The organism is Collinsella sp. TM06-3 (genome assembly GCF_003436395.1).
Taxonomy (GTDB): domain Bacteria; phylum Actinomycetota; class Coriobacteriia; order Coriobacteriales; family Coriobacteriaceae; genus Collinsella.
In genome coordinates, this window is the sequence record NZ_QSPG01000015.1 from 4,304 (window position 1) to 25,257 (window position 20,954).

Consider the following 20,954-nt stretch of genomic DNA (forward strand, 5'->3'; position numbering starts at 1 on the left):
TAGGGACAGCGATGCTGTCCCCCTTCGCTCGCGAAGCTCGCTGCGCGGTCACGTGCCGTGACCTTGCCGCCGGCTGTGCCGTCGATTGATTCGCTCACTGCGTTCGCTGATTGATTGATGGACTAATCCGTTTTCTCAGTCACACCAGTCATGAGTGCAGCGATTGTCATGTCGAATCCGTTAGCAATTTTACAGAGGTTAGAAAGACTGACATTTCTTCGTCCGACCTCTATCGAGGCGTAGTAAGACCTGTCCATGCCGATGCGATTCGCAAATTGTACTTGAGAGTAACCAGACTTTGATCTTAATTCTTTGCAGCGTAGACCAAAGGATCGTTGTAGCGGCGAGATATCCATGACAAAAAGAGTCATGGATTGTTGTATAAAAGCCAACGGACCATATACAACAATCCCTGTTAAGGCGCATAATTATCTCTATTGGAAAGCACCCTGATGCCCAGTCGGATAGGGCACGGAAAAGGAATGGAATAGCAATGACTCAGGGAAAGCATTTCGCTGCCGGCGGCGATCACTTCGCCACACTGCCAAACAAAAAGATTCACACTCCGAAGGGGATCGCGCGTCTGACCGTCACCGCGGCGACCATGGCCGCCATGACCGGATCGAGCCTCATCTCACCGTTCACGGCATTCGCCCAGACCGGTGACGGGACCACGCAGCACCCCGCCGTGATGTCGCCGATCGCTGCCCACGCCGGCGCGGCATCCGGTACCGGCGCGAAATCCGCCGCACAGACCATCGCGGACCTGCAGAAGGCGGTCGACGAGGCGAAGGCGAAGGAGGACGCCGCCAAGGCATCCTACGATGAGGCCGCCGGTCCCTACAACGAGGCGGCTTCCGCCCGCGACCAGGCCAAGGCATCCTACGATTCGGCAGTCAGCGCCGGCACGGCAGCCGACCGAGCGGCGATGGACGAGTACGCCCGTCAGGTCGCAGAGGGCAAGGACGCCGCCGATGCTGCCGGCAAGGACCTCGAGCAGGCGAAGGCGGGTCTCGCAGACGCCAAGGCGGATGCGTCCGAGAAGGACGAAGCGTACCAGTCCGCCCTCAAGGCGGCCCAGGATGCCAAGGATGCCCTCGATAAAGCCAAGGCAGATGCCGTAAGCGCCACCCCGGAGGCAATCAGTGCCGCCGAGCAGGCCGTGCGCGACGCCACGGATGCCGTGAGCAGGGCACAAGCCGAACTCGACAACGCCAACGCGACGCTTGCCGATGCCCAGTCCAAGCTGGTTGCGGCCCAGTCTGCAAAGGATGCCGCCGATTCTGTCCTCGCTGCAGCCAAGCAGAACAAGGACGCGGCGGATGCGAAGGCCGCAGCCGCCAGCGCCGCCTACGAGAAGGCGAAAGCAGACCTCGCCGCAGCGGAGGCAGGCGCCAGCGGTCCGGAGTACGATGCCGCGAAGCAGAAGGTCGCGGACGCAGAGGCAGCCCTCGCAGACGCACGAGAGGCACAGTCCCAGTGCGAGTCCGAGCTCGAGCAGGCGCAGTCCGCTGCGGCAACGGCGCAGACTGACCTGAATGATGCCCAGGTATCCCTCTCCGTAAAGCAGCAGGCCGCGGCCGATGCCGAATCCGGCGTGAACGCCGCCCAGTCCGCACTCGATGCCGCGAACGCCGACCTCGATGCGGCCAAGCAGGCGAACGTCGACGCCATCTCCAAGCTGGATGCCGCGAAGCAAGCTGTCAAGGACGCTGAGTCCGCCAAGGCAGCCGCCGATGTAGAGCTCGCGAACACCAAGGCCGCAAAGGATACCGCAGACGCCGCCGTGACCGCCGCGCAGCAGAAGGTCGACGAGGCACAGGCAAAACTCGATTCCGCCGACGCGCAGCTCAAGCAGGGAGCCATCGGCTTCTTCCGTGCCATGGGTGCCGATGACGCAGTCAACATCATCCTGAACGCCAAATATGCCGGAAAGACCGAAGTCGGCAACTCCAAGGACGCCACGTCCCTTGATAACATGCTCAATGCGATCAGGTGGATGAAGTCCGTCAACGACTACCGCAAGTCGGTCGGCCTGTCCGAGCTCCAGGTCACCTACAAGCTCATCGCCGGTGCCATTGCGGATGCCAACTACAGTGACACTGTGCTCGATCATGCCCGTCAATATAATTTTGCCGAAAACCTGGCATGGAATTACGGAATCGATCCGAGTGGGCAGTGGATCGAGCAGGAGAAGGGCTTTTTCGACAAGGCAACGGAGGCCCTTTATGGAGTCACCGGTCTTGTCGGCAAGGATGCCTATGATTTCTATGCAAAGAACGGCGTCGCAATCAACCATTGGATTGCAAACAACTGCCGCTGGGAGAACGGCAGCAGCGGCACCGTCGGCCATTACATGAACATCATCAATCCCGAACTCGCCGTTATGGGAATGGCAACCTGCACCAAGGGCACCATGTCCGGGCTTCAGACGCAGTGCTACACCGCAGAGATCTCCGGCTGGTCCGGCTCCGGTTGGAACACGAACCCCATCTCCGTCGACGAGTACGAGCAAAAGCTGACCTCCTATATCAACGGTCTCAAGAACGCCAAGAGCGCACTCGACGCAGCCAAGGCCGATCTCGCATCCAAGCAGCAGGCAGCCACCGACGCCGCTGAAACCGTCCAGCAGAAGCAGGACGCAGCGGATTCCGCACAGGCAGGTGTCGATGCCGCGAAGCAGGACGCCACCGATGCCCAGCGTATCGTCGATGCCGCAAAGGCTGATCTCGCATCCAAGCAGCAGGGCGTCACGGATGCCCAGACCGAGCTTGATGCGGCGAAATCGGACCTCGATGACGCCAATGCGGCAGTCGATACGGCAAAGTTGACCGTCCAGCAGAAACAGGTCGCCTTTGATGCCGCCAACGCAGCCGTAACGGCCGCACAGACCAAGCTGGATTCCGCCAAGGCGAACACCGAGGCCAAGCAGCAGGACGTCATGGATGCGAACGCCGATCTCGCGAAGTTCTTCCAGGACGTCGCCGACGCCAAGAAGGCGCTCGATACAGCAAAGAGCGTCCATGACGCGGCGGCAGCCGATCAGGTCGAGAAGGCGACCGTCCTCGCCGCCGCCGAGCAAAAGGCGGACGCCACCGCACGCGCCCTCGCGGATGCCCAGCGTGCCGTCGATGCCGCAAAGGCCGACACCGGCGTTGCCGCCGACAGGCTTACCGGCTCCCAGACCAATCTCGAGGACGCACAGTCGAACCTCGACATCCTCACCGATCTTGCCGCGAAGCTCGCAGAGGCACAGCAGCGCGAGCAGGATGCAGTAAAGGCCGTCAATGACACCAAGGCCGCGCTCGATGCCGCGAAGGCGGATACCATCGCCGCCGAGTCCCTGGTCTCCGCCGCCGAACAGGCAAAGGCACAGGCAGACGCCAAGCTGTCGAAGCTGAACTCCATCGACGCCGGTGCGGCGGTCGCTTCCGGCCATGATGTGAACGCGGATGACGCCCTCAACGCGCTTTTCGCCGCAGCAGTCGAGGCACGTGCCAAGGTCGCGCCCGCCAAGGCCATCCTGGACGAGAAGCAGACCGCGGTGGACGAGCTCCAGCCCGGCTATGATGCGGCACTCGCCGCCTACGAGTTGGCGAAGTCCGACCGCATCGCGGCAGAGCAGGAGCTTTCCGCCGAGATCGCCCGTCAGGAGGCGGAGGAGGCCGCAAAGAAGCAGGCGGCATACAGCCCGAAGCACCTCGCCGGCACGGAGACCGCCCAGTCCGGTAGCCTCGCCCAGACCGGCGACCGCGCGGGCCTCATCGGGGAGACGTTCGCCATCGGCGGTACCGTCCTCGTGGCGACCGGCGTCTTCCTCGACCGGAAGAAACGCCGCGAGCAGATGTAAAAGCGAGCCGGGCGTTGGATATCGGCTAGTGTCCAACGCCCGGTTTCACGGACGGGGAGATCGGTGTGAGAACAAAGGCTATTATCGTTGCGCTTCTGGTGTGCCTTTCGGCACCTCAACTTGGATGTGCCAGCATTGCAAAGCAAGGAAGCGGCTCTGCGGAAAGGGCCGCCACAGCGGTAAAGAATAAAGACAAAAAGAAGCCAAGCGAAGAAAAGGCGACGCAAACCTCTGGAACCAAGTCCGAGGAGAAGAAAGAATCCGACGACAAGGACCAGAAGTCCGATGACTCCAAGAAGGAGGATAACAAGTCTTCCGATTCCTCGAAGTCGGACAACAAGGGCGATTCCTCCCAGTCCAAGCAGAATTCCGGCAATTCGCAGAGTTCCGGCAGCAACAATTCCTCTTCCAACGGCGGCAGCCAGAAGAAGTGGGTTGCCGAGCAGGGCCACTGGGAGACAGATTACAGCCAGGTCTGGGTGCCGAATGTGGTATATACGCGTCATGAACGTTACATTTGTAGTGCATGCGGTGCATCTTTCGATTCTATAGCCGCTTGGTCAGCTCATAGTGACGCAATGTGGGAACAAGGTCAAGACCATGGAGCATATATCAATGATTCGTATACTACCTCTGAGGACCAGGGACATTATGAACAGAAGGCTACGGGGCAGCATTGGGTCGTCGATGTTGCCGGTCACTGGGAATAATGGACATATGTTCCTCTCCTCTTACATTCGGTAAATATTTATTTATTTGTGGGCGGCCGGTTCGGCCGCCTTTTTTAGACGACAAGTCTGGGAGCAAACGATAGGAAAGCAATCAAACGAGAGGCCGTTCCAAAAGAATTCGGCGGTGCCGGATGCTTCGGGCAAAACCTTCCGCAAATCGGTAAGGTCTTCCATCGACTTGCTCCAGCCCTCGCCCGGAGTCCGCTACAGCGAATTTCTAACACTCAGCATCCTTCGCGTTAAAAATTCGCTTCCGCTCACGGTCTCCGCTGACACTACGACACCGCGAAGCCTTTCGCTCGAAACGAGGCCTCTCATTTCGTGTCTACGCTACGCTTCGCCCAATCGCCGTCCCGGTGATTGCAAGATTGGTGTTGGGCTAGATAAATGGGGCCATACTCGCCCCTTTATCTGCCAACACATCTTGTTTAACACCTCACACGGCGATAAAGTTAGAAATGAAGTTCGCCTTCATTTCTCTAAGGGAAGCGACGGCGTCACTTCAAAAATCGGCGCGACGTCAGTCGCTCCTAAAAAGGAAAGCAATCTCATATCGGTTTTGAATCGGTGGCCTCACCGATTCGCTCTGCTTTCCTGGGGGCATGAATGATGAGTTGCAAACGTCCGCACACCGTTAAGGCGACACTCACTTCTGAAGAATACGAAACGCTTTCCGCTTTGGCAGAAAAGGCGGGCATGACGAAAGCCGAATTCATTCGCTATGCACTGATTCATTGGAATGAATCGTTCGATGATCTAGTCATTTCCAAAAATAAGAACGGTGGCCGTAGCAAAAAGCTGCAAACCGTTTCAGAGGATTCGAACGAAAAGCGCTCGGAGGTTATTTACGTCAAAGTCACCGATGGCGAGCACGAGGCGATTCGCAAGCAGGCGGATGCGCTCGGCACGACCGTCAGTGCGTATGCCCGCCGCGTGATGCTGGCCGGGAAAATCGAGATGATCGATTTCGATATGAGCCAGGTCGCAAAAATCTATCACGAGCTGTATCGCGAGGGGACGAACCTCAACCAGCTGATGTATTTTGTGAATGCGCAAGGTCTTCCGGCCTACAACGAGAAGGCGGTTTTCCGAACGCTTGAAAAGGTTTACCAAAATGCCCGTAAAGTCACTCTCTTCATCGAAGAGCTCGAACAGCGCTATTTCACCGATGGCGGCGAGCTCGATGACCGTCGTTAAGCAGAAAGGTGTTTCGTCCGAGCGCTACGCGAAGCACCTGCGCAAGTACATTAACGGAAAGAATGCTTTGGCCCGCGGCGGCTGGAACCTCGCGAACGGAAAGCACTGGTTTTCCGAAATGGCTATGACGCGGAAGATGTTCCATCACGACAGGCCCGCGCGTGCCGGCGCGAAGAACATAACGATGCTTCATCAGATTCTCGCGTTTCTGCCCGAGGAGTGCAGCTGCAACGGAGGCAAGATGACCCCCGATGCGTGTATGGCCTACGCGGAGCAATGGCTTGCGAAACACTACCCGCATCAACAAGTGATTGTCGCGTTGCATGAGGAAAGCGATAAGGCGGGAAAACGCTACGCGGTTCATATGGCGATTAACCGCACGGATCTTTTGACGGGTAAGCGTTGCGAGACGGGCGGGCGTCGCGGAAAGTACGAACGCGCTGCGTGGGTTCGTGAAATGGACGAGGCCTGGAATCTCGCTCAGCTCGAAAAGGGAAAGAAGAACTCGAAGATTCGAGACCGACAGCCGCGCGACACTGAAAAGAAAATCGTTGAGCGGGGAGAGTACAGTTATAAAAACAATCTGCGCGAGTTGATCCATCTTGCAATCAACGAAGGTCATCCGAAGAATATGGAGCAGTTTAAAAAGTTACTTGCCTCATGGGGCGTAGACATTTTCATCAAGAACAATCGAGTCTATGCGACAGATCTCGATATCAAGGAGGCCGGCAACCCGAAGTGCACTTTCAACCTGACTCGTCTTGACGGGAGGTTTGCGGTCAAGCAACTTGAGGCGGCCTTCAAAAATAACGTGCTGGAGGCCGAGCGAGCCCTTCCTTATGAGAGGCGTTGCGAGATTTACATTCAACGGCTTAAGAAGGCGTATTCGGCGTGGGTCGAGCAGGCAAAGGCGAGCAAGGGCGTCGCCTACAATCTCTTTCCTAAGTTCATCGCACCGAAGTGCGATGAAGATCTGCTCGAGGATCCGGCGGTTCGTGATGAGCTTCTTGCCCGGCGCGGTTACGCAAGGGAGATTCGCAACCGTTACGCCGGCGCCGTTCCCGATGCTGGCGATGACCGCGTTCGCGCCGCAGGACGAGCCCATGGTGGCAACGGCGACATCTCGCCGCAGGTCGATCGTGCGGTCGACCGAGGCGATTACGATCGCGGCGACGCGCCTCGCTAGTTTTGGAAAGCCTATCGTCGGTGCCCTAGCGCGCTGCCATCCAGTGCCGATTCTGCCATACTCGCAATTCGGTGAGGATGAGGAGCGTGAATTGATCGGCGGGGGTCAGCCGCTCTGATAGAATCGTCCTTGCTGGCGGCAGCCCTCGTGCCGGGCAGAGCCCTCCATTCGATGGGAGGTGATGCCCATGACCGATTTCACCGAGCTCGTGAAGCTCCTGACCGCTATGGTCTCGCTCCTCACGGCCCTTGTCGGCCTTTCCAAGGCACTCAAGCAGGGCTCGAAGCCCAAAAAGAAAGGCCACCGTCGCTAAGACGATGACCCAACTTCATTAAGCAACGGCTCTGCCCAGCTCTCTACAACTTGGGCTGCCGTCGGCACCATTTTACCCTCCTGACGAGGAATTCGTCCATATTTCAAAAATCAAATCCTGTTCGCGCGTGGGCGCGTGGGCGTAAACTTTTAGTTGGGCAAACCCGACAGATTGGAGCTTGAAACATGAGGGATATGCACCTCATGTCGCTCATAAAACGTCTCCTGACCTCGAAGGAGAACGTTTTTTAGCGACAGAAGGAGACATAAATATGATCTTGTTTACCAGCGACACCCACTTCGGGCATGAGAACGTGCTGAAGTTCACCGACCGCCCGTGGGAGACGATTTGGCAGATGAACGACGCCATCGTCGACAACATCAACGGCAAGGTTGCCGTGGACGACGAGCTCTACATCCTGGGGGATTTCTCATTCAAGATGACCGCCCAGGACGCCTACGGGCTGCGCAAGCGGATTGCCTGCAGGCGCATCCACCTCGTCCCGGGAAACCACGACAAGGACTGGACCCAGCCGGCGGTCGCGGCCGCCTTCACCGTGGAGCCGCCGATCTGCGTGCTCAAGATCGACGGGCAGAAGATCGTCCTGAGCCATTACCCCATGGCCGACTGGCAGGGCATGAACCATGGATCGTGGCACCTCCACGGGCACATCCACAGCAGCGGCGGCGCGTACAACGAGTTCAACCGCAAGCAGGGCCTTCTGCGCTACGACGTCGGTTGCGATGCCAACGGGCACTCCCCGGTGAGCCTCGACGAGCTGAGGAAATGGTTCGCCGGAGTCGACGAGCCGTGCGGCCGGGTGAAATGGCCGTGGTGGGTCAACGAGACCGGCGACAGGCAGGTCGAGCGCGAGCTGGCGGCGTACAAGAGGGAAGAGGCGATTCGATGACAGTCTATGTGACGGGCGACATCCACGGTGGGCTCGACATGCAAAAGCTCCGCGACTGGGAGCTTGGCGACAGTCTTACCGGCGACGACTATCTCATCGTCGCCGGCGACTTTGGCTTTCCGTGGGATTTCTCTGCCGAGGAATGCGCCGATATCACCTGGCTGGAGTCGCGCCCCTACACGGTACTGTTCGTCGACGGCAACCACGAGCGCTTCGATCACTGGGCGGAGCGCCCCATGGAGTTATGGCATGGCGGGCTGACGCAGCGCCTGTCGGACACCTCGCCCATTCGGCGCCTGACGCGCGGCGAGGTCTTCGAGCTCGACGGATCGACGGTCTTCACCATGGGCGGTGCCACGAGCGTGGACAGGGAATACCGCGTGCCGTATTCCAGCTGGTGGCCTCAGGAGCTCCCGGACGAGCGCGATTTCGATACCGCGCGGACAAAGCTCGACGAGGTCGGCTGGAAGGTCGACTGCGTCATCACCCATACCTGCCCGACGCGCATGCTCTCGCCGACGCTCTACCCGGACCCAGGCTGGGAACGCCCTGATGTGGACCGGCTGACCGAATTCCTCGACGAGCTTGAGGACCGCCTGGACTATAAACATTGGTATTACGGCCATTTTCACCGAGACGGCAACCCGGACGAACGGCACACGGCGCTGTATGACCGGATCGTGAGGCTCGGGGACAAACTCCTGCCGTGGGGCGCGTACTGATGGCTGTCTATGTGACAGGAGACGTGCACGGCAGGGCCGAGTACGGGGCCAGCAGGTTCGCCTTCAGGTCTTGGCCGTTGGGCCGGACCCTGACGCGCGATGACGCGGTGATCGTGGCCGGCGACTTCGGCTTTGTCTGGGACGGCTCGAATGCTGAGAGGTATTGGCTCGACTGGTTCGAGTCGAAGCCCTGGACCACGTGTTTCGTAGACGGCAACCATGAGAACCACCACGCCCTGGCTGGGCTGCCGGTGCGGGAGTGGAACGGCGGGCTCGTCCATGAGGCGCGACCGCACGTGCTGCACCTGATGCGTGGAGAGGTGTTCGATATCGACGGGCTCACGGTCCTTGCCATGGGCGGTGCCACGAGCAACGACAGGCAGTATCGCAGGGAGGGGAGGAGCTGGTGGCCCGAGGAGATGCCGAGCGAGGAAGAGACGGAACACTGCCGCTCCTCGCTCGACCGCGTGGGCTGGAAGGTCGACTGTGTTGTGACTCACGAGGCGCCTGCCGCCATTGCTGAGGGGCTGTGTCGCGAGCGTGGGCGCGAGTATCGAGGCGACCGGCTGCAACGATTCCTTAGCGAGCTCGACGGACGGCTCGGCTACTGCGTCTGGTTCTTCGGTCACTACCACGGTGACAAATGGTGCGACGCCAAGCATCGCCTTATCTACCAAGGCATCGTGCCGATCGAAGATGCTGCGCCCGGTTCTAGGAACCTTCTAGAAGCGCTCTAGAAGGTTTCTAGAAATCAGCAGCCCGACAGGAGAAGCACGGGGCTACTCGCCCTTCATCTGGGTCATGACCTCGACCTTGGCCTCGGCCACAGCCGCCCGCTGCTCGGCTACAGCAAGGCGGTCCTTGAGGGCGGCGACCTCGGCCGTCAGGTCGCGCTGGGCCAGGAGCGCATCGCTCAGCTCGGCTTGGGCTTTCAACGCGGCGTCACGCTCGACGCGCAGACGCTCGATCTCATCGGACATGGCCTCAGCCTCGGCGTGGAGCTGGACGACCTGCCTGCTGAGCTCCCTGGCATCGGCGAGGTATCTGACGCTCGCGGCATGGAGCTCATTGTTCTCGAGCTCGATGCTCGCGGTGTCGAGCTCGAACTTCTCCTCGATAAAGGCGACCCGCTCATTGCAGTCGGCCTCAAGTCTTTCGTTCCGGTCTCTCGCCTCGACGAGCTTGCGGTTGAATTCGTCGAGCTGGGCCCTGAGTAACGCGTTCTCGGTTCTGAGGTCGCCCGTCTCGCGCAGCAGCTTCTCCCGCCACGTCGCCTCGATTCGCTCGGCGGCCTCGTCGAGGACGGACTTCACGCCGTAGATCTCCCTGATTTTCTTCTCGTCTGCCATGGTGCGGCACTCCAATCAACAACGGGCATGGCTCCGCCATGCCATATGGCTGGGAACAATGCACGGCCGCTGTTGATTTGTGTTCGCCCTGCAATCGGTGAGTTCTAAAAGGCGTCTCAAGTCATGCATTCACGCAGGTTTTCGGTTGGAGAAATACCGCACGTTTTCATGGTATCACGCGCCTTAAAGACCATGAATGGACGGCCATATCGATTCGTTGAAAATGGCACCTACGACGTGTTGGTGGCGGGAGAGTGATGGCGTTAAAGATGTCGAGAATGATTATGGGATTGTTTTAGATGCGGGCATGAAAAAGGGTCGAATCGAAGTGTCTGGCCGGACGCCAATTGTCCGGGAACTGTTTCGGTTCGACCCTGTTTCATTTTACATCCGCGGCATGTTTTTGTAGACGCCTGGCGATTACCGACCTTCACGACCTCGATGACGGTTTCCCCGTCCTCGATTCTTGCCAGATTGCGGTGGACATCGCTGCGCGAACGGCCGGATATCATTTGAGCCAGAATCCTCTTCTATTGAAGCGGATTCTGGCTCAGTGGTTTTTAACTCGGTTGTTTGACAGAAGCCCACGTCGATAGTCGGTCTGTGGACTTAAGATTTCGGGGGCTCCCAAGCGTTTTCGATCGCGGCGCGGTAGATTGCAGCGTAATTAAGCATCCAGCTGCCATCACCCGCTTTTTGAATAAACCCCTTATTCTTCAAAGAGGTATAGGCCCGGGAGATCGTGTTCTTACTTAGGTGGTAGCGCTCCTCAATCCATTTGCTTTTTGCGTAAAAGCCCATGGCTCGTTTGTTTTTGGAAGGATTTCCAAGCTTCCATACGAGGCCGAGGATGAGGCGCTCGGCAGCGACAGTGGTGGCACAACACGCCCAGTCGGGCACCGAAATATAATTCGCGTTATCCATTTTCCTTCTAATCTCTCGTTGCTCAGTAACATCATCGGAAAATTTGTCGGAAATCGACGGTAGCTCGCTCATGTTTACCACCTAGTCAAGGTGGGCGGTCCGACCTTCAAGCTGCTTGAAAAGCTCATAAAACGAGCTTTCAAACATGTAATTCGAGCGATGGATTTGGATGAGCTTGCCGGACTCGCGCATGAATTTGCGTGCGGTGTTTTCGCTCCAGCCAGTGAGTTCGCGGATATCGTTAACGCGGAGCAACCGATCGCACTGAGCGGCACCAGTGGGGAAAGTCGGTGTGGACGCCTGAGTGCTAATCTTTGGAGTAGCCATGATGAGCTATCCTTTCAATGAGGGCCCTCCCTGTGCTTGTAAGACTTACCAGGTTCATAAGCACTTGGGGGGCCGGTTTCTATGACTACATGCGTAGCCATCTGACAGCTTTAGCATGTATTAAAACTCATTAGTTGTCAATCAAATATAGCATCTACCTGCGGAAACAGTATTATAGTACCGTAATATTATGAATAAAACGATGAATGAAAAACATGCTATTTCTCGCTTCTCTGTATATAGGCGTTGATGAAGTCTTCGTAGCCTTTAACTGCTTTTATTTCTGATTGTTGAACGAGGCTTGTATACGTTTTGAGCGTGATATTGGGGTCCGCGTGGCCAAGAATACCTTGCACGCTTCTAACGTCCGATCCGTTCGCCAGCATAAAAGTGCTTACGCAATGCCTGAGCTGATGCGGGCAGATGCCCTTATATAGTTTTCCGCCAGTCGAATTATTCGGCTCATAGATTCCAAGATTGCAGCTAACTGCGAAATCGCGAAACCAATGGTTGAAGATGTAGTTCTTCATGTGACAGACAGTAGGGACCCCTTGCTCGACAGCAATATCGCTAATGATGGGAGTGCTGCCAGTCTGGGACAGCCCCAGAGAGGCCAGGAGCTCTTTTTGTATGGCTGACCATGATTGAAGACGTTCGGCCAGGGTTTCTCCAACGGGGATTTTGCGTTGGCTTTCTTGTGACTTGGGTGCCCTCAGTTCATGATCGTTGGTGTACTGCCTGTCAATTTTCAAGGTTTTATTGGCAGGGTCCCAATCGCGCCATTCGAGGCCCAGCATCTCGCCTTTTCGCATACCCGTATACACTAGTACTAGCGTACCAACAGCTTCGGCGGTGAGCTCAATGTGTTGAAGATGTGTGCATAGGGTAGCTACTTGCTCGATTGTCAGTGATTCTCTTTTGTTGCGTGGTCTGCGAACATGAACGGTAGCGCAGGGGTTTCGGTCAATTATTCTCTTTGCGACTGCATTCGACAGAATCTGGCGCAGTTTCGCATTGATTCGTACAAGCTCAGATGGTTTGTATTTTCCCGTACGACGAGCTTCGGCATATGTTTCTTCGATTAGATCGGGAGTTAGCCCCTCAATTGTCTGAAACGCACCGAATAGGTCTTCGATATGCCTGCAATCGTACGCTTCTCTTTCATAGCTCGTTGGCGCAAGCTCGGTGTCCCTATTTTCATGAAAGGCCCAGCAGTAGGACGCAAGCAAAGTGGGCTTTTTAGTTTTAGTGATCGTGCCAGATGAGTTGATTTCAGCCAGCTTGGCCTGCATTGCAGCCTTAGCTTCTGTTTTAGTCTTGCAACGAACCGTATAAGTTGGGGATCGTTTGTAACGCCCTGTCTTAGGGTCCTTGACCCCAAGGGAAAAATAATAGCGATAGGTGTTAGGTGATCTCTTGTCTTTCCAACACGTGCCTCTTCCGCTAATTAGTGGCTGTTCTGACATCTTTGCACTCCGTTTCTTTGAATAGTTTTCAACAATTCATTGAGTGCAGTTTAGCTAAAGCTGTTAGTAATATGTTTGTAAAAGCGTAGGCGCAGCTACCGGAGGTAAAAGACACAAACTGCTATGTTTATCTGCGGTTATATGGTGTTCAATGATGCTTGATGAATAGTAGGGGGTAGCATTAAATCATATCTCCTAAAGCGGGTGTCGACGGTTCGAATCCGCCCGGGGGCACCAGAGATTTGCCGAGCCCGGTACCACCACGGTGCCGGGCTCTTCTGGTCTAAGGGCCGGATTCGGACCGTCGACACCCGCGTCACTCATTTCCCCGCGGGGGGAGTTTTCGAATCCGCCCGGGGGCACCAGAGATTTGCCGAGCCCGGTACCGCCACGGTGCCGGGCTCTTCTGGTCTAAAGGCCGGATTCGGACCGTCGGCACCCGCGTCACCAATTTCCCGGCGGGGGGAGTTTTCGAATCCGCCCGGGGGTACCAGAGATTTGCCGAGCCCGGTACCGCCACGGTGCCGGGCTCTTCTGGTTCAATGCCATGTCAAAAATGAAGCGCCCGCTTGCTGGGGGAGCAAGCGGGCGCCTGTGAGCGAATATGTTTGCGGCGAGAGCCGTAATGAGCGGTTGGGTTGCGACTAGTTGGTCGTACCGGAATCGTCGCCCGTGCCCGAGCCCGAACCCGAACCCGAGCCAGAAAGTGCGACCGTCAGCGTAATCGTGCTGTCGGTAGACTGCTTGCCGGTGGGGGAGACGCCCGTAACGGTGGCGTTTTCGTTGCCGCTCACGGGGTTACCGTTCTGATCGCAGAATGCGATGTTGTAGAACCCGGCGTTGTTGAGCGCGGTAACGGCGGCGGAGATGCTCTTGCCGTACAGGTTGCCCGGAACGCTGGCTTTGCCGGACTTCTTGGCAATGACGACGGTAATCGTGGCGCCAGGCTTCTGCTTGCCGCTGGGGTTCCAGCTAATCACGGTGCCCTCGGTAACCGAATCGTTCTCCTGGTAGCTCACGTCGACGCCAAAGCCTGCCATATCGAGGGCGTTGCGCGCCTGGGCCTCGGTCATGTCGGTCAGATCGGGGACGGAGGTGGTGTCAGGACCGCTGGAGACCTTGTACGAGATGGTCGTGCCCTTCTCGACTTCCTTACCGGGTTCGGTGCCCTGCTCAAAGACCTGGCCCTCATCGGCCTCGTTGGCCTCCTCGGAGGCGTTGCCCTTCAGGCCAACGCTTGCCAGCGCGGCTTCTGCCTGGTCCTTGGTCAGGCCGACAAGCCGGGGAACCTCAACCTTCTCGGAGGGCTTGGGGCCCTTGGAGATTACCAGGTTCACCTTGGTGCCCTTGGCCTTCTTGGTTTTGCCGTTGGGCGTCTGCTCGGCGACCTTGCCCTCGTCGATATCGTCGTTGTAGCTTTGGTCGATGGTGCCGACCTCGAGGCCGGCTTCCTTGATCTGCTCGACGGCAGTCTGCTGGTCCTTGCCCAGCACATCGGGCACGGTGACCTGCTCGCCGCCAAAGAGTCCTGTGGCAAAGGCCACCACGATACCGATGACGGCAACGGCTGCCACCACGGCGGCGATGATCTTGTTCTTGTTGGATTTGGGCTTTTCGACCTCGTAGGAACCGGTGGAGCCCGAAACCGAGCTACGGGCGGTATTCTGGCCGCTCACGCCCGAGACGGGACGTACCATGGCGCGCGTCTGATCGGAAAGCTCGCGAGTCTTGGTGGCGCCCAGCTCACCGGGTGCACCGATGATGCGCGTGGGCTCCGAGATGTTGACGGCACGGCCCGACAGGTAGCTGTTGAGCACCTGACGCAGCTCGTCGGCGGTCTGGAAGCGGTTTGCCGGGTCCTTCTCCATGCACTTGAGGATGATGCGCTCAAGGTCGGCGTCGACACCGGAGTTGATCTGGCTCGGCGGAATAGGCAGCTCGTTGACCTGCTTGAGTGCGACCGAGATGGCGTCGTCACCGTCAAAGGGAACGCGGCCGGTGGCGCACTCGTACATCACGACGCCCAGCGAGTAGATATCCGAGGTGGGGCCGAGGTCCTGACCACGGGTCTGCTCGGGGCTGACGTAGTGGGCGGTCCCGAGCACGTTGTTGTCTTGCGTGAGGTGGCTGTTCTTGGCGCGCGCGATGCCAAAGTCCATCACCTTGATGTTACCGTCGGGCAGCACCATGATGTTTTGCGGCTTAATGTCGCGGTGGATGATCTCGTGCTTGTGAGCGACCGAAAGCGCGGAGCTGATCTGCGAGCCGATCTGGGCGACCTTCTTGGGGTCGAGGGCGCCGTGGCTCTTGATGCCGCTCTTAAGGTCGGTACCGCGCAGGTACTCCATGACGATGTAATAGGTGTCGCCGTCCTTGCCCCAATCGTAGACGCCCACGATATAGGGGGAGGAGAGACCGGCTGCTGCCTGGGCCTCCTGCTTAAAGCGTGCGGCGAAGGTTGCGTCGCCAGCATACTGCGGCAGCATGATCTTGACGGCAACCGTGCGGTCGAGGACCTGGTCCTGTGCACGGTAGACGGTCGCCATGCCGCCTGTCCCCACCTTATCCTTGAGGAGGTATCTTCCCCCGAGGACCCTCTGTTCCATTCCTGCTCCTAACATAACTATTCGCTCAACGATGTGTGTAGTACCTACGATGTGGCCGCTGGGGCCGTGTGGCGCGTTGCCGCTAACTCTTCGGCCGCGGCGCGCCTCGGGTGACCGATTCGATCATGGGCATCACGCTCCCTGTGCGGCGAGCGCTGCGGTCAGGACGATGCCGGCAATCTTGGCCGCCTTGACGTCGTGTTTGTCGTAATCCTCCAAGGCCACCGAGATGGCGACCGTGGGTGAATCGTAAGGTGCAAAGCCAACGAACATCGAGTTGACGTTGGTGCCGCCGGTCTCGGCCGAGCCGGTCTTGCCGGCGACCTTGACGCCGGGGACCTGGGCATCGGTGCCGGTACCGGACTGGACGACGGCGAGCATGGCCTGCTTGACCTGGTCGGCCGTGGCGGAGCTGACGGCCTGACCCAGCGAGCGGGACTGCGTGGTCTTGACCACAGTTCCGTCCGGGGCGAGTACCTGGGCTACAAAGTACGGGTCCATGACCACGCCACTGTTAGCGATGGCGGCGGCAATCACGGCGTTTTGCATGACGGTGGTCTGCGGGCCGGGCGTGTGGTCCATGCCGACAGGCTGGCCGGCGCCGGCCCAAGCGGTCTCCCACTCGGTCATGAGCGACGGGTCTGCCATGATGGAGGCCGCGGAGGTCAGGTCCTGGCCGAGCTTTTGGCCGTAGCCAAAGGCGTTGGCAAACTGCACGAGCGTGTTTGCGCCAACTTCGTTTGCCACCTGGCCAAAGACGACGTTGGAGGACACGGCAAAGGCCTGCTGCAGGCTGATGGTGCCGTAGCTCTCGTTGGCATAGTTGGTGACCGGTGCGTTGCCGATGTCCATGGAGCCGGGCGCTTGGTAGGTGCTGGTAAGGCTGGCGGTACCGGTCTCGAGTGCCGCGGAAAGCGTAACGACCTTAAACGTGGAGCCCGGCGTGTACAGCGCGTCCATGGCGCGATTGTACATAGAGCCGTCCTCGCCGCCGCCCGCTTGCAGCAGGGCGTCGATGTTGGTGTTGTCATAGGTGGGCGAGCTGGCGCATGCGAGCACCGCACCGGTACGCGGGTCGATGACCACTACAGCGCCCTTAAAGCCCTTGAGCGCCTGCTCGGCCGCCGTCTGGATACGCGAGTCGATGGTGAGCTTGGCGGTGTTGCCCGGCTGGGTCTGGCCCGCGAGCGACGCGATGGCGTTGTTCCAGCTGGAGTAATCCTTAGAGCCGGTGAGCGTGTCGTTCATGACACTCTCGATGGCGGTGGTGCCATACTGCTGGCTCACGTAGCCAACCACGTGCGCTGCCAGGTTGCCGTTGGGGTAGGAGCGTACGTAGGTGCCGTCCTCCTGCTGCAGCGACTCGGCCAGCGTCACGCCGTCGGACGTGATGATGGAACCGCGCTGGATGTACTTGGAGCGGGCAATAGTGTGGTTGTTGGTCGGCATATCCTGATAGTCCTTGGCCTTGATGACCTGGACATAGGTGAGGTTGCCGATAAGGATGGCGAACAGCGCCGTAAAGGCGAGCACCGCACGGGTTAGACGGTTGGCGAGCGCCACGCGGCCGAGCACACCGGATTCAGGCGTGTCGAGCAGGCGACGGCGCATGCGCGAGCCGACGGAATGGCTGCCGCTGCCGTAGGAAGACGAGGTGGCAAAGCGCGTGCCCGTCGGGGCGGCGGCGGATGCGACCTGATCATCGGTGATGGCGGTCATGGTGCCGGTGCCGGTAAGCTCGGCCTCGCGTCCGGTCGCTTCGTCACCGGCGCGCAGCAGGAGCGCGACGATGATAAAGCTTGCCAGCAGCGAGGAACCGCCCTGGCTCATAAAGGGCAGGGTGACGCCGGTCAGCGGTATCAGGCGGGTAACGCCGCCCACGATCAAAAAGGCCTGGAAGCTGATGGCGGCCGTAAGGCCCGTGGCGCTAAAGGCGGCGAGGTCGGATTTAGCGCGGGCAGCCGTGGTCAGGCCACGCACGGCAAAGAGCATAAACAGGATGAGCACGGCGCCGCCGCCCAAAAGGCCCATCTCCTCGCCGATGGCAGAGAAGATAAAGTCGGACTCGACGACAGGGATGTTGTTGGCCATGCCGTTGCCGATACCAACACCGACCAGACCGCCATCGGCAAGCGAGAAGAGCGACTGGACGATCTGGTAGCCCTGGCCCTGGGCGTCCTTAAACGGATCGACCCAAACTTGGAAGCGCACCTGAACGTGCGACAGGAACTTGTAGGCGCCCACGGCGCCGACGGCCAAGAGCGCAAGGCCGATAACGACATACGAGAATCGACCCGTGGCAACGTAGAGCATCAGCAAGAAGATGGTGTAGAACAGCACGGCCGAACCCAGGTCGCGTTCGAAGACGACAACGAGTAGGCACACGCCCCACACGGCAAACAGCGGCAGCAGCAGTCGCAGGCGAGGGATCTTAAAGCCCAGGATCTTGCGGTTGGAGATGGAGAGCAGCTCGCGGTTCTCGGCCAGGTATCCGGCCAAGAACAGCACGATAAAGACTTTGGCGAACTCGCCGGGCTGGATGGTAAAGCCCGCGATGCGAATCCACAGCTTGGAGCCCGAGATCGTGGTGCCGATAAAGATAGGCAGCATCAGCAGAATGATGCCGATAATGCCAAAAGTGTACTTGTAGCGCATGACTACGTCGAGGTTCTTAACCAACGCGAGCGTTCCCACCATGAGCGCCACCGAGACAAACAGGATGATGAGCTGTGAGATGGCGAGAGCGGAGGCGAGGCGTGTCACGAACGTGATGCCGATGCCCGAAAGTATAAATACGATGGGTAGGATGGCGGGGTCGGCGCCGGGCGCCAAGATGCGCACGGCGATATGTGCCGCGGCGAAGGCGGCAAAGAGGCCGATCGGCACCGCGAGCGTCTCAAAGGAGATGGCGGCGCCCGCGGTGAGCACGTACATCGCATACAGCAGGATGACGGGGAACGCCGAGGCGATGAGCAAGAGCAGCTCGGTGTTGCGGCGACTCATAAGCGGCACTCCCTTTCTAGTTCTTTTCGGAGGCTTCGGCCTCGGCGGACTGTTCGGCGGTTTTCTCGGAATCTGATTCGGAGGTCGATCCCTGATTGGTGTTGTCGCGAATCGTTTGCGCGTCGATCACCTGGCGGGTCTGCTCTTCATCGATCTGGTGGCGGTACTTGGATATCGTGTCCTGCGCATCGTCGACACTTGTTTGCGGAATGCCCGCCTTGAGGCGGTTTTGCGTGTCTTCGGGCAGGTCGGACAGCTTGATGCTGGTTTCGCTTTCGAGCCAGTGGAGCTTGAGTCCGAGCGGCTTGCCGGGAAGGCCGCGCCAAACGGCGACATTGCCCTGGTAGGTACCCAGGTAGTACGAGCCGGTGACACCCGTGTAGGCCCAGATGCCAGCTGCCAGCACAAAGACGAGGGCCAGGATGGCGGCGATAGTAATGTTGCGGCGACGCACGCGTTGCGCCTCGCGCATAACGCCATCGTCAACCAGGTCAACGACTACTACGGTCACGTTGTCGTGGCCGCCGGCGGCAAGCGCCGCGTCCACTAGGTTGTCGACGCAGATTTGCGCGGTTGAGGACTGCGTGGCGATGTTCTCGATATCGCTATCGGGAATCATGCTCGAAAGGCCGTCGGAGCACAGGATCAGGCGGTCGCCTTCCTCGATATGCAGAGTGAAGTGGTCGGCATACATGGCGGGGTCCGAGCCCAGCGCACGGGTGATGACCGAGCGGTTGGGGTGGACGCGAGCCTCGTCTGCCGTAATCTCGCCGGCGTCCACGAGCTCCTCCACGTAGGAGTGGTCGCGGGTCACGCGGATGAGCGTGCCCTCGTGGAGCAGGTAGGCGCGAGAGTCACCCACGTGGGCGATGGCGAGCGTGTCGTTTTCGATATAGGCGCAAGTGGCTGTGCAGCCCATGCCGGGCTTGCCCAGGCCGTTCAGGGCCGCCTCGATTACGGCGGCGTTGGCTGCCTCGACGGCTGCGGCCAGGCGTGCTGCGTCGGCGGACTGCGGGGCCGTCTTGGCAATAGTCTCGACGGCGATGGAAGAGGCTACCTCGCCGGCGGCGTGACCGCCCATGCCGTCGCATACGCAAAAGAGCGGGGACTGCACCAGGTAGGAATCCTCATTGTGCGGGCGTACGCAGCCAACGTCAGAGCGGGCGCCCCACATGAGTTGCGTGGTGGTGCCGGCATCATAGGTCGAGTCGGTCTCGATGCGCTCCTCGGTCAGGGGCTCAAAGCTCATGGTCGAGCCGGGGTCTTTGAGCTTGGCCTCAACGGCGGCAACGTCGATCTCGGCTGTGTCACCGGGAGAGACGGTGTCGGTCTCGGCGTTTGATTCGGAATCGCTGGTGTCCGGGGAGTCGGGCTCCTCGGACACGCGGGCGGTCGACTCGTCGTCTTGCGGGCTGACGTCTATGGGCTCGGGCGTCGCAAAGTGCGACGGCGCGGGCGTGCTTTGCGACTGGGCGGCGGGCTCGGTCACGGCATCGGACTCGCTTGCGGGCGCAGGCTGCGGGGCCTTGGGTGCAGGGCCGTCCTCGGGGGATGGCCCCGCCTCGGGCGCCGGCGTAGACACGGGCGCAACCTCGGATGCCGGGGCTATGGGAAACGCCGGCGCGGCGGGTTCGGGTGCCGCAAACACCGCAGCGCTCTCGTTGATTGCCGCGGCGACGGGCTCTGCAAAGTGAGCCGGCGCCGAGGTTGCTTCGGGCGCTGTGGGCTGTTCCGCGGCATGTGCGCCGATGGGCGCCGCTACGGCATCCTCTTCGTCCTCGTTATCGGCGAGATCCGAAATATCATGCGTTACATGTGAAAGAGGCAGGGAGAACACGGTGTCCTCGGGTTCCACAGGTGCGGAGCCCGCCGGAGCGGCGTGGGCCGGCGCAGCTGTGGCGGCAGCCGGTGCCTCGGTCATAGTCGCGGACTTGTTCTCCTCGTCGATCATCGACGGTTCACCTTCATGACCACATCGCCAATCTGGACTTCGTCGCCCTCGCGCAGCGTTGCGGGCTCCACAAGCTGGCGGCCGTTGACGAGCGTGCCGTTAAGCGAGTTGAGGTCCTCGATGATGAGCGCCGGGCCCTGCAGTGAAAAGCGCGCATGTGAGGCCGAGACGAACGGTTCGTTGATGCAGATGTCCGAAGATGGCGAGCGACCGACGATGACGGGGCCGAGCATGTCTACGTGGATGCCGCGGATACCGCGCGGACCCTTGTCCACATCGATCGTCCAGATAGCCGAGTCGCGACGCTGCCCGCGCACAAGTCCCACGCCGGTCTTCATGACGGCGAACAGGAAGATATAGAGCAGGGCGACCAGGACGATGCGGCCTGCAAAAAGGACGATATCGATGTTCATAAGAGA

18 protein-coding genes are annotated in these 20,954 nt (G+C 59.4%); 9 read left to right on the forward strand and 9 right to left on the reverse strand.

The genetic code is table 11. The features are described 5' to 3' along the window. Window positions 1–122: 122 nt before the first annotated feature. Complete coding sequence (locus tag DXD56_RS06955) at window positions 123–371, reverse strand: helix-turn-helix domain-containing protein (protein ID WP_117640691.1); 249 nt, start codon at window positions 369–371, stop codon at window positions 123–125. Between the two features lie 122 nt (window positions 372–493). Between DXD56_RS06955 and DXD56_RS06960 the strand changes: the two genes are divergently transcribed. From DXD56_RS06960 to DXD56_RS06990, 8 genes are all read left to right on the forward strand, one after another. After that, window positions 494–3,850: a hypothetical protein gene (locus DXD56_RS06960; protein ID WP_117640692.1), complete on the forward strand. Its 3,357-nt coding sequence runs from the start codon at window positions 494–496 to the stop codon at window positions 3,848–3,850. A gap of 65 nt (window positions 3,851–3,915) precedes the next feature. Then, a complete protein-coding gene (locus tag DXD56_RS06965; RefSeq protein ID WP_233524958.1) occupies window positions 3,916–4,560 on the forward strand; it encodes a hypothetical protein in 645 nt (214 codons plus the stop codon). Between the two features lie 627 nt (window positions 4,561–5,187). Continuing rightward, window positions 5,188–5,778 (forward strand): ribbon-helix-helix protein, CopG family, encoded by a 591-nt coding sequence (locus DXD56_RS06970; RefSeq protein ID WP_117640693.1) that lies wholly within the window; start codon window positions 5,188–5,190, stop codon window positions 5,776–5,778. Continuing rightward, window positions 5,765–6,964, forward strand: coding sequence for a relaxase/mobilization nuclease domain-containing protein (locus tag DXD56_RS06975; RefSeq protein WP_158549371.1), 1,200 nt, complete (start codon window positions 5,765–5,767; stop codon window positions 6,962–6,964). The genes DXD56_RS06970 and DXD56_RS06975 overlap by 14 nt, the downstream gene beginning before the upstream one ends. Window positions 6,965–7,151: 187 nt before the next feature. Then, window positions 7,152–7,277 (forward strand): hypothetical protein, encoded by a 126-nt coding sequence (locus tag DXD56_RS10255; protein WP_255413117.1) that lies wholly within the window; start codon window positions 7,152–7,154, stop codon window positions 7,275–7,277. Between the two features lie 271 nt (window positions 7,278–7,548). Continuing rightward, window positions 7,549–8,187, forward strand: a complete 639-nt coding sequence (locus DXD56_RS06980; protein ID WP_117640695.1) for a metallophosphoesterase — start codon at window positions 7,549–7,551, stop codon at window positions 8,185–8,187. Further along, the gene (locus tag DXD56_RS06985; protein WP_117640696.1) at window positions 8,184–8,909 is read left to right on the forward strand and encodes a metallophosphoesterase family protein; all 726 of its coding nucleotides are present in this window, start codon (window positions 8,184–8,186) and stop codon (window positions 8,907–8,909) included. The genes DXD56_RS06980 and DXD56_RS06985 overlap by 4 nt, the downstream gene beginning before the upstream one ends. Then, window positions 8,909–9,646: a metallophosphoesterase gene (locus DXD56_RS06990; RefSeq protein ID WP_117640719.1), complete on the forward strand. Its 738-nt coding sequence runs from the start codon at window positions 8,909–8,911 to the stop codon at window positions 9,644–9,646. The genes DXD56_RS06985 and DXD56_RS06990 overlap by 1 nt, the downstream gene beginning before the upstream one ends. Window positions 9,647–9,688: 42 nt before the next feature. Here DXD56_RS06990 and DXD56_RS06995 read toward each other — a convergent pair whose 3' ends face one another. Then, window positions 9,689–10,222: a hypothetical protein gene (locus DXD56_RS06995; protein WP_147325192.1), complete on the reverse strand. Its 534-nt coding sequence runs from the start codon at window positions 10,220–10,222 to the stop codon at window positions 9,689–9,691. A 232-nt stretch (window positions 10,223–10,454) separates the two neighbouring features. On the opposite strand from DXD56_RS06995, the gene DXD56_RS07000 reads away from it, so the two are divergent. Then, window positions 10,455–10,667, forward strand: a complete 213-nt coding sequence (locus tag DXD56_RS07000; protein WP_117640698.1) for a hypothetical protein — start codon at window positions 10,455–10,457, stop codon at window positions 10,665–10,667. A 200-nt stretch (window positions 10,668–10,867) separates the two neighbouring features. On the opposite strand, the gene DXD56_RS07005 is transcribed toward DXD56_RS07000, so the two are convergent. The 7 genes from DXD56_RS07005 to DXD56_RS07035 all read right to left on the reverse strand — a co-directional run bounded on the left by DXD56_RS07005 (window position 10,868) and on the right by DXD56_RS07035 (window position 20,948). After that, window positions 10,868–11,254 (reverse strand): hypothetical protein, encoded by a 387-nt coding sequence (locus DXD56_RS07005; RefSeq protein ID WP_117640699.1) that lies wholly within the window; start codon window positions 11,252–11,254, stop codon window positions 10,868–10,870. A 9-nt stretch (window positions 11,255–11,263) separates the two neighbouring features. Continuing rightward, window positions 11,264–11,509: a hypothetical protein gene (locus DXD56_RS07010; RefSeq protein WP_117640700.1), complete on the reverse strand. Its 246-nt coding sequence runs from the start codon at window positions 11,507–11,509 to the stop codon at window positions 11,264–11,266. A gap of 218 nt (window positions 11,510–11,727) precedes the next feature. Further along, window positions 11,728–12,975 (reverse strand): tyrosine-type recombinase/integrase, encoded by a 1,248-nt coding sequence (locus tag DXD56_RS07015; protein WP_117640701.1) that lies wholly within the window; start codon window positions 12,973–12,975, stop codon window positions 11,728–11,730. Between the two features lie 644 nt (window positions 12,976–13,619). Next, on the reverse strand, window positions 13,620–15,581 hold the full coding sequence (gene pknB, locus DXD56_RS07020; protein ID WP_117640702.1) for a Stk1 family PASTA domain-containing Ser/Thr kinase: 1,962 nt from the start codon (window positions 15,579–15,581) through the stop codon (window positions 13,620–13,622). 132 nt (window positions 15,582–15,713) lie between these two features. Continuing rightward, entirely contained in the window at window positions 15,714–18,584 is a 2,871-nt protein-coding gene (locus DXD56_RS07025; protein ID WP_117640703.1) for an FtsW/RodA/SpoVE family cell cycle protein, read from the reverse strand. 16 nt (window positions 18,585–18,600) lie between these two features. After that, the gene (locus DXD56_RS07030; protein WP_117640704.1) at window positions 18,601–20,535 is read right to left on the reverse strand and encodes a Stp1/IreP family PP2C-type Ser/Thr phosphatase; all 1,935 of its coding nucleotides are present in this window, start codon (window positions 20,533–20,535) and stop codon (window positions 18,601–18,603) included. Further along, window positions 20,532–20,948 carry an FHA domain-containing protein gene (locus tag DXD56_RS07035; protein WP_006235180.1) on the reverse strand — a complete coding sequence of 139 codons (417 nt, stop codon included), beginning with the start codon at window positions 20,946–20,948 and terminating at the stop codon, window positions 20,532–20,534. The genes DXD56_RS07030 and DXD56_RS07035 overlap by 4 nt, the downstream gene beginning before the upstream one ends. Window positions 20,949–20,954: the final 6 nt, after the last annotated feature.